The 7,098-nt window shown below is 69.6% G+C and carries 7 protein-coding genes; 2 read left to right on the top strand and 5 right to left on the bottom strand.

Annotated elements, in window-relative coordinates; genetic code table 11:
* A partial coding sequence (locus CcI49_RS39255) for a type 1 glutamine amidotransferase domain-containing protein (protein WP_347280179.1) occupies nt 1–741 on the top strand: 741 nt, incomplete at its 5' end.
* The gene (locus tag CcI49_RS39260; RefSeq protein ID WP_054569554.1) at nt 738–1,073 is read left to right on the top strand and encodes a TfoX/Sxy family protein; all 336 of its coding nucleotides are present in this window, start codon (nt 738–740) and stop codon (nt 1,071–1,073) included. The genes CcI49_RS39255 and CcI49_RS39260, both read left to right, overlap by 4 nt.
* A 61-nt stretch (nt 1,074–1,134) precedes the next feature.
* Here CcI49_RS39260 and CcI49_RS39265 read toward each other — a convergent pair whose 3' ends face one another.
* The 5 genes from CcI49_RS39265 to CcI49_RS42975 form a co-directional block, all read right to left on the bottom strand.
* Nucleotides 1,135–2,670, bottom strand: coding sequence for an MFS transporter (locus CcI49_RS39265; RefSeq protein ID WP_083749994.1), 1,536 nt, complete (start codon nt 2,668–2,670; stop codon nt 1,135–1,137).
* A gap of 85 nt (nt 2,671–2,755) precedes the next feature.
* Entirely contained in the window at nt 2,756–3,679 is a 924-nt protein-coding gene (locus tag CcI49_RS39270; RefSeq protein WP_083473671.1) for an SDR family NAD(P)-dependent oxidoreductase, read from the bottom strand.
* Nucleotides 3,680–3,725: 46 nt separating this feature from the next.
* The gene (locus tag CcI49_RS39275) at nt 3,726–4,973 is read right to left on the bottom strand and encodes a pyridoxal phosphate-dependent aminotransferase family protein (RefSeq protein WP_076834817.1); all 1,248 of its coding nucleotides are present in this window, start codon (nt 4,971–4,973) and stop codon (nt 3,726–3,728) included.
* Between the two features lie 27 nt (nt 4,974–5,000).
* Nucleotides 5,001–6,128 carry a sulfotransferase gene (locus CcI49_RS39280; protein WP_083749991.1) on the bottom strand — a complete coding sequence of 376 codons (1,128 nt, stop codon included), beginning with the start codon at nt 6,126–6,128 and terminating at the stop codon, nt 5,001–5,003.
* 689 nt (nt 6,129–6,817) lie between these two features.
* Nucleotides 6,818–7,098: hypothetical protein (locus tag CcI49_RS42975; protein WP_347280178.1), on the bottom strand; the 281-nt coding region annotated here is incomplete at its 5' end.

The following is a 7,098-nucleotide window of genomic DNA, read 5'->3' on the forward strand; positions in this document are numbered from 1 at the left end:
CGCCGTGCTCAGATTCTCCTGGAGGCTCCTTTGTCCGGCTCCCGAGCAGTGCTCGTCCTCACCTCGCACGCCCGCTTCGGCGACTCCGACCGTCCCACCGGATTCTGGTACGAGGAACTCGCCGCCCCGTACCACGCCCTGACCGACGCCGGAATCGAGGTCATCCTCGCCTCGCCCGCCGGCGGGCAGCCTCCTGTCGACCCCGCCAGCCTCGCCCCGGCCGCGGCCACCGACGCGGTGGACCGGTTCCGTGCCGATCCCGACGCCCTCGCCCGCCTCGCGGCGACCGTGCCGCTGGCCGGCCTGGATGTCGGCGCGTTCGACAGCGTGTTCCTGGTCGGCGGGCACGGGACGATGTGGGACTTCCCCGCCAACCCGCCACTCGCCGACCTGCTGACCTCGGTTCTGTCCCGGGGCGGGACGGTTGGGGCGGTCTGCCACGGCGCCGCCGCGCTCGTGGACCTCCATGTCGGTGGACGCCCCGTAGTCAACGGCCGGCAGCTGACCGCGTTCAGCGACAGTGAGGAGGAACTGGTCGCCGCGACCGGCCTCGTACCGTTCTCCTTGGAACAGCGGCTGCGCTCGCTGGGCGCGAACTACCGCGCGGGCCGGCCCTTCGCCCCGCACGTCCTGCGCGACGGCCAGCTCGTCACCGGACAGAACCCGGCCTCCTCGACCCGGGTCGCCGAACTCGTCATCGAGACGGCTCGGCCGGTCCGGACCGCCCCCACCCGGCCGTGAGCGGGCAGCGCGACCTCGCCGAGCACGTTCTCGACCAGGTCGAAGGGCTCGGCGGGATGAGCCTGCGACGGTTCTTCGGCGGCTGGGCGATCTGCCACGCCGGCCGCCAGGTCGCCATGGTCATGGACACCGTCTACGTCAGGGTCCCCGACCGGGAACGGCCGGCGTGGGAGAGCGCGGGCAGTCGGCCGTTCACCTACCAGGCGGCAGGCGGAACCGTGACCGTCCGCGCCTACTACAGCGTCCCCGACGACGCGCTCGACGACCGCGAAGCCCTCACCGATCTCGTCCGCCACGCCATCGGCGGCCTCGCTGGACCGGTGGGGACGTGAGGGCCGTCGCCTTCGTCGATGCCAGCCGAGACCCCGCCGGCCGCGGTGGGACCGGCGGCGTTCACCTGCTCGGCGCGGGCGGTGGCGGGGATGGCGCCTCGGGCTCGGGTGGCGCCGGCCGGGGGGTGAAGAGTGCCGCGGTCCGGGCTGCGGTTTCCCGCGCCCAGCGGCCGGTGGTGAGAACGCCGAGTGCGGCGATGGTCAGTCCGCAGCCGGTCATGATCCACCAGGGTGGTGCGCTGGTTGGGTCGATGGCCGCCGTTCCGGAGCCATCTGTGACGCGATGGGCGGCCACCGAGCCGAAGACCGCCACACCGAGGGCGATGCCGATCTGCCGGCTGGTACCGGCGATCGCTCCCGCGACGCCTGCCTGGGCGAGCGGCATGCCGGACACCGCGATGTTCGTGGTCGGGGCGCTGACCATTCCGAACCCGACGCCGAACAGCACGTACGCGCAGATGACCGGCGCGAGACTCTCGTAGCTGCTCAGGAAGGACAGGATGACTCCGCTGGCGGGTATCGCGATCCCGGCGATGATCAGCGCCGGTCGAGGGCCGTGGCTGGCCACGAGGCGACCGGAGATCGGCGACGTCAGCGTCGCGACGGCCGCCATCGGGAGTGTCAGCAGGCCGGCGTCCATCGMGGAGTAGCCGCGCACGGCCTGGAGGTAGAGCGTGTTCAGGAAGAGGAATCCGGCCATTGCCGCGTACGCGCAGATCGCGATGGCCGTGGCCCCGGAGAACGGTGCGCTGCGGAAGAACCGCACATCCAACAGGGCGTCCGGGCGCCGCTTCTCCCATGCGACCAGCCCGGCGAGAGCGAGGGCGCTGGCGATGAACATGGCGACTGTCGGTGGGGAGGCCCAGCCGGCCTCCGGCGCCTCGATGATCGCGTAGGTGACCGTACCGAAGGTGACGGCGACGAGCACCTGGCCTGCCGGGTCGAAACGCCGGGCCCGCGGCGCCAGCGACTCGGGCAGATATCGTCCGGCGAGAATCAGTGCGAGGGCGCCGACCGGTACGTTGAGCCAGAAGATCGACCGCCAGCCGATCGTGTCGACCAGCAGCCCGCCGACAACCGGCCCGAGCGCCAGGCTCAGACCGACGATCCCGCCCCACAGGCCGATCGCACGCGCTCGCTCGCGGTGATCGGTGAAGGTGTTGGTGATGATTGCCAGCGCGACGGGGTTGAGCATCGAGCCGCCGACCGCCTGGACCATCCGGAATGCGGTCAGCCAACCGAGCCCGGGCGCCAGGCTGCACAGCAACGAGCCGATCGAGAAGAGCGTCAGTCCGGTTCGGAACACGCGCCTTCGTCCGAACCGGTCACCCATCGAGCCGGAGAACAGCAGCAGGCTTGCCATGACCAGGCTGTAGGCGTCCACGGCCCACTGCAGCCCGGAGTCCGCGGCGTGCAGGTCGCTCCTGATCGACGGCAGGCCGACGTTGAGGATCGTCGCGTCCATCGCGACCACGAACACGCTTGTGCAGCAGATCGCCAGCACCACCCGCCGCCGGCCGGCGGCCAGCCCTCCCGACACCGCGTCGCCGGCACCGCGGACGACGTCGACGCCAGGTGGCTGCGGAGTGGACGCCATCAGCGCTCCGATCGTTGTGGGCGGCGAAATGCCAGGCCAGAAGCCTGGAACTACGCGCCGCAGGTGCTCGGCCGCCCGGCGGCGGCTACGGCCGCAGGCCGATCAGCCGGCGGGTCAGCCGCTCGTAGGCCGGCCAGGGGAGCAGGGCGTGCAGCGCAAGCTTGATCCAGGCGTCGGTGCCGATCGGATGACGCAGTCGCGGGCGCCTGCGGGTGGCCAGGGTCGCGACCAGTTCCGCGACCTCGTCGGGGTCACGCAGGTGGTGGGCGATGTACTCGCCGTAGAACGCGCGCAGCCGGACGAAGTCGTCCGCGTAGGGCGACTCGACCGGGACGGGGGCGTCCAGCAGCGGCGTGTCGTAGATCGGCGTCCGGTAGGAGCCCGGTTCGACGAGCACCACGTCGATGCCCGAGTGCCGCAGTTCCAGCCGCAGGGTCTCGGCGTACCCCTCGAGAGCGAACTTCGAGGCGCAGTAGACGCCGAGCAGGGGAGTCGGTGCCCGCCCGCCCACGCTGGAGATCATCACCACCCGGCCCCGGCCCCGTGCCCGCATCGCGGGCAGGACGGCGTTGGTCATCGCGACCTGGCCGAACAGGTTGGTCTCGAACACCGATCGCCACTGCGCCAGCGGTGCCTCCTCGACGAAGTTCGGCGGTGCTGTCCCCGCGTTGTTGACCAGTACGTCGATACGGCCGGTCGCGGCCAGGACGTCGGCGACGGTCTCGTCGATCGTCCGCTGGTCGGTGACGTCCAACCGGAGCACCGTGACGTGCTCGTCGGCGACCTTGTCGAGCGCGCCGCGGCGGCCCAGGTCGCGCAGGGTGGCGACGACGTGGAAACCCCGCCGGACCAGCGCCGGGACGCTGCGCAGCCCGATGCCGCTCGAACACCCGGTGACCAGGGCGACTGGTCGCCCCGCTGGCCGGGCGACCAGCGGGGCGACCAACGGGGTGAGCGGCCGGGGGATCGCCGCGGACGGTGACGCAGGGTCTGGTGACTGGGAATCCATGGTGCCCCTCGCTCGGCCCGGCCCGCGGCAGGTTTGTTGGGCGCTGTCAGAAACCGTGGATCGTGCGGAGCTCGGCCAGCGTTTCGACGAAACCGTCGAGCTGCTCGTCGGACAGTCGATTGTTCACGAGCAGACGGATCACCGCCTCGTTCCTCCGGACCGCCGGATAGACGAACATCGGCACCAGGTAGCCGCGCTCGAGAAAATCCCGCCGTACCCGAACGGCGGTCTCGTTGGAACCGACGGCGATCGAGGTGACGAAGGTCGGCGTGGAATTGATGGTGCATCCGACCGCGATCAGACGTTCCCGCAGCCGGTCAATCCGGTCGAGATATCGCTCCATCACCGACGGGTCGCGCCGCATCCGCTCGAGCACGTGTGTGATGGCCTGCGCGGTGGGCGGCTGGATGTTCGTCGTGAAAATCGACGTGCCTGAGAGGAAACGGAATGCGTCGATGGCGTCCGCCGGCCCGACGACGGCTCCGCCGGACAGGCCGACGGCCTTTCCGAACGACACCATCCGGAAGGTGGCGCGGCGCAGCGCCTCGTATTCCGCCGCGAACCGGTGGCCACCGTTGCCGTACGCCATGAACCCGTTGGCGTCGTCGACGAAACTGACCGCCCCGAACTCCTCGCAGGCATCGAGGATCTCGCCCACAGGCGCCATCGAGCCGTCGGACGAGTAGACCGTCTCGAAACCGACCACGACCCGCCGGTCGCCCAGCTCGGCCAGCAGCTTGCGCAGCTCCGCGACGTCGTTGTGCTCGAAGTCGAACAGGTTGCGTCCGTACTTGAACCCGTCGGCGGCCTTCCACATGCTCCAGTGGCTGTCCCGGTCGAGTACGAGGACCATGTCGGCGTTGTTCACCCCGGGTTCGTCGGCGAACGAGAACCGGGCCTTCATCGCGTGGACGAAACCGAAGTTCGCCAGCAGGCCGGTGGCGAAGGTGAGTGCCTTCTCCTTGCCGGTGATCTCGGCCACGAGCCTCTCGAGTTCCAGGTGCGGCCGGGAAAGGCCCTGGACCAGCCGCGAACCGCCGACGACCAGGCCGTACTCGGCCGCCGCGGCGGCGAAGACCCTGCGGACCTCCGGGTCATGCTGCCAGCCCAGGATGCCGATGCCGGAGAAGTTGACCATGGGACGGCCGTCGACGCTGATGACCGCGTCGTTGACCCCGTCCAGCTCGGGGGTGTCGATGAACTCGCCGGTCCGCCGGGTCTGCGCGATCCATTCGGAGAAACCCCACCGGGCCAGGGCCGCTTCCGCCGTCCCGGTGGGCGCCGTCGTGGTCATCATGTCTCCGTTCGGTGCGGTGGGCGGTCAGACCACACCGGCGAGGCGGGCGTCGGCCTGCTCGGCGGTGACGCCGAACTCGGCGAGGTCATAACGGTGGGAGCGCAGCCGGTCGTCCTCGGTGAGCACCTCGGCCATGGCGGCGCGGGCATGCTCGGGCACCGGGCGGCCGAGCCGCTCGTAGATTCCGGCGACGACCCCGTGCGGGTCGGCGGTGAACTCGTCGAACTCCACGTCGTGGAAATGGGCCTGGTCGTGGCGGGCCCGGTCCGCCGCGAAGCGGGTCAGGGCCCGGTCGGCCAGCTCGAGCAGGGCCGGGCCGATCGCGTCGCCGTGGAAGCTGGTCGACTTGCCCGCCGCGAGCCGGCTCACCATGCTGCAGGCCGAGCCGAGCACGGTGCTGGCCGGCCGGCGGTGGGTGTGCACGATCAGCGCGTCCGGATAGGTGGCCAGCAGGGCGTCCAGGCACAGCATGTGGCCGGAGTACTTGAGCACCCAGGTCCGGCCGGGCGTGGGCAGCCCGATCAGCTGCAGGTTGCGGCGGTGGCGCTCGYAGGCGGCCGTCCAGTCCTGCCCGGCCAGCCAGCTCGAGTAGGTCGGCACGTGCCCGGTGAACTCGAAGAAGGCCGACATCATCGACTGACGGGTGAGCAGCCAGCATTCCTCGACCTTCGCCGCGTCCCGGTTGTGGATACCGAGATAGCCCGGGTTCCGATCCAGGAATGCCTGGATCGCTCCCTGGACGAGCTGGAAGATCGGGTCGTCGGCCCAGCTCGGGCGCGGCGGACGGGGACGCGGAGCGGCGCCCAGCCACAGTTCCAGGCCCTGATGGGCCGGATCGGCGGTCAGCAGCCGGTGCAGCGTGGTCGTGCCGGTGCGGGGCATTCCGATGATGAACAGCGGCCGTTCGATCGGAACCTCGGCGTACTCGGGATAGCGCTGCCAGCCGGCCTCGCTGAACAGGCGGGCCACCAGAATGTCGCGCAACTCGTCGCGGGCCATCGCGACGCCGAGCGGTGTGAGGTCGGCCTCGTCCTGGTAGGCGGCCAGGATGACCTCAAGCCCCTCATGATAATCGGGCGGACCGAAATCGGTGAGGCCGGTCAGGGCCGTGGCGGCGGCGTGAATGTCGTCAACTGTTCCGACCTTGTCCACTGTGGATGCTCCCGTGATTCGCCGATGGCCGTTTCTCGAGAAGCGGGATCCTTCCAGGGTATGTTCGCAGGCGCTGAGAAACCCCGACAAGTAATGCACCGAACCGATTCGTACCCGCAATCGATCCATCGCCTCGTGCTTCAGTGCGGCCGGATGGTTCGCGCATCATTGCCACTCGATGGATTCTCCTTAATCCCGATCGGCCAACTTTCAGTGGTGGCAGATCCTTGCCTGAACGGGATATGACCAGCCAAAAGTGCCGACGGTTGTCGGCTGCTGAGCAATGGGTCGCCGGCCGACAGGTTGACCGCGGGTGCTCCCAGCAGCGCTGTCGACCAAAACCCCTGATGGAGATCTCGCCGAGCTCTCTGACGAGATGGCGATCAGCGCCGTGATGCTCGCTGAGCTCCCTCGGCGGGTAGCAGCGTGAAGGAGTATCCGGTCCGCCCGGTGGCGTGAGAGGTGCCCGTCCGGCGACGACGGGCGCAGTAGCTCCCGCACCTCGGAGATCGTGATCAGCTAGCCCACCACTTTGAAGCTAGGAACTACCGCCCTAGGGCGCAGGTCCGCTCCGCCGAACGGTCGCGACCCGTCGACCCAGAGTCGAATTCGGCGGTGCCGTAGGTGGACGCTGTACGAGGCAAGCCAATGAGGCCGCCGTCGACAGAGCCTGTCAGGCCCGATCGTGGTTAGCCGGCTGGGCGTCGGTTTCCGCACGAGTCACGGTACGGATCAGTGTCCATATCGGAGACAGACTTACGCCATTCAGACTCGGTCAGACCATGATCTACCAGCCGGCACGCCACCTCGAAGGCATGCTCCCGTAGCCATTGCAGCTCCTCGACATCCCACAACCGCACTGTCCCCTCGTAGCCGCTGGTTGCCAGCAGCCCGTCCGGCCCGAACGCCACCGCGGACACCCAGCCGGTGTGGTCGAGGGGCTGGCCGAGGGGGCGGACCTGCTCAGGGT

This window comes from Frankia sp. CcI49, assembly GCF_001983215.1.
GTDB lineage: Bacteria > Actinomycetota > Actinomycetes > Frankiales > Frankiaceae > Parafrankia > Parafrankia irregularis.

Bases quoted from the DNA above. Each gene is read 5' to 3' on its own strand.
- CcI49_RS39275 (WP_076834817.1), bottom strand. From the start codon at position 4,973: ATGACCACGACGGCGCCCACCGGGACGGCGGAAGCGGCCCTGGCCCGG.
- CcI49_RS39270 (WP_083473671.1), bottom strand. From the start codon at position 3,679: ATGGATTCCCAGTCACCAGACCCTGCGTCACCGTCCGCGGCGATCCCC.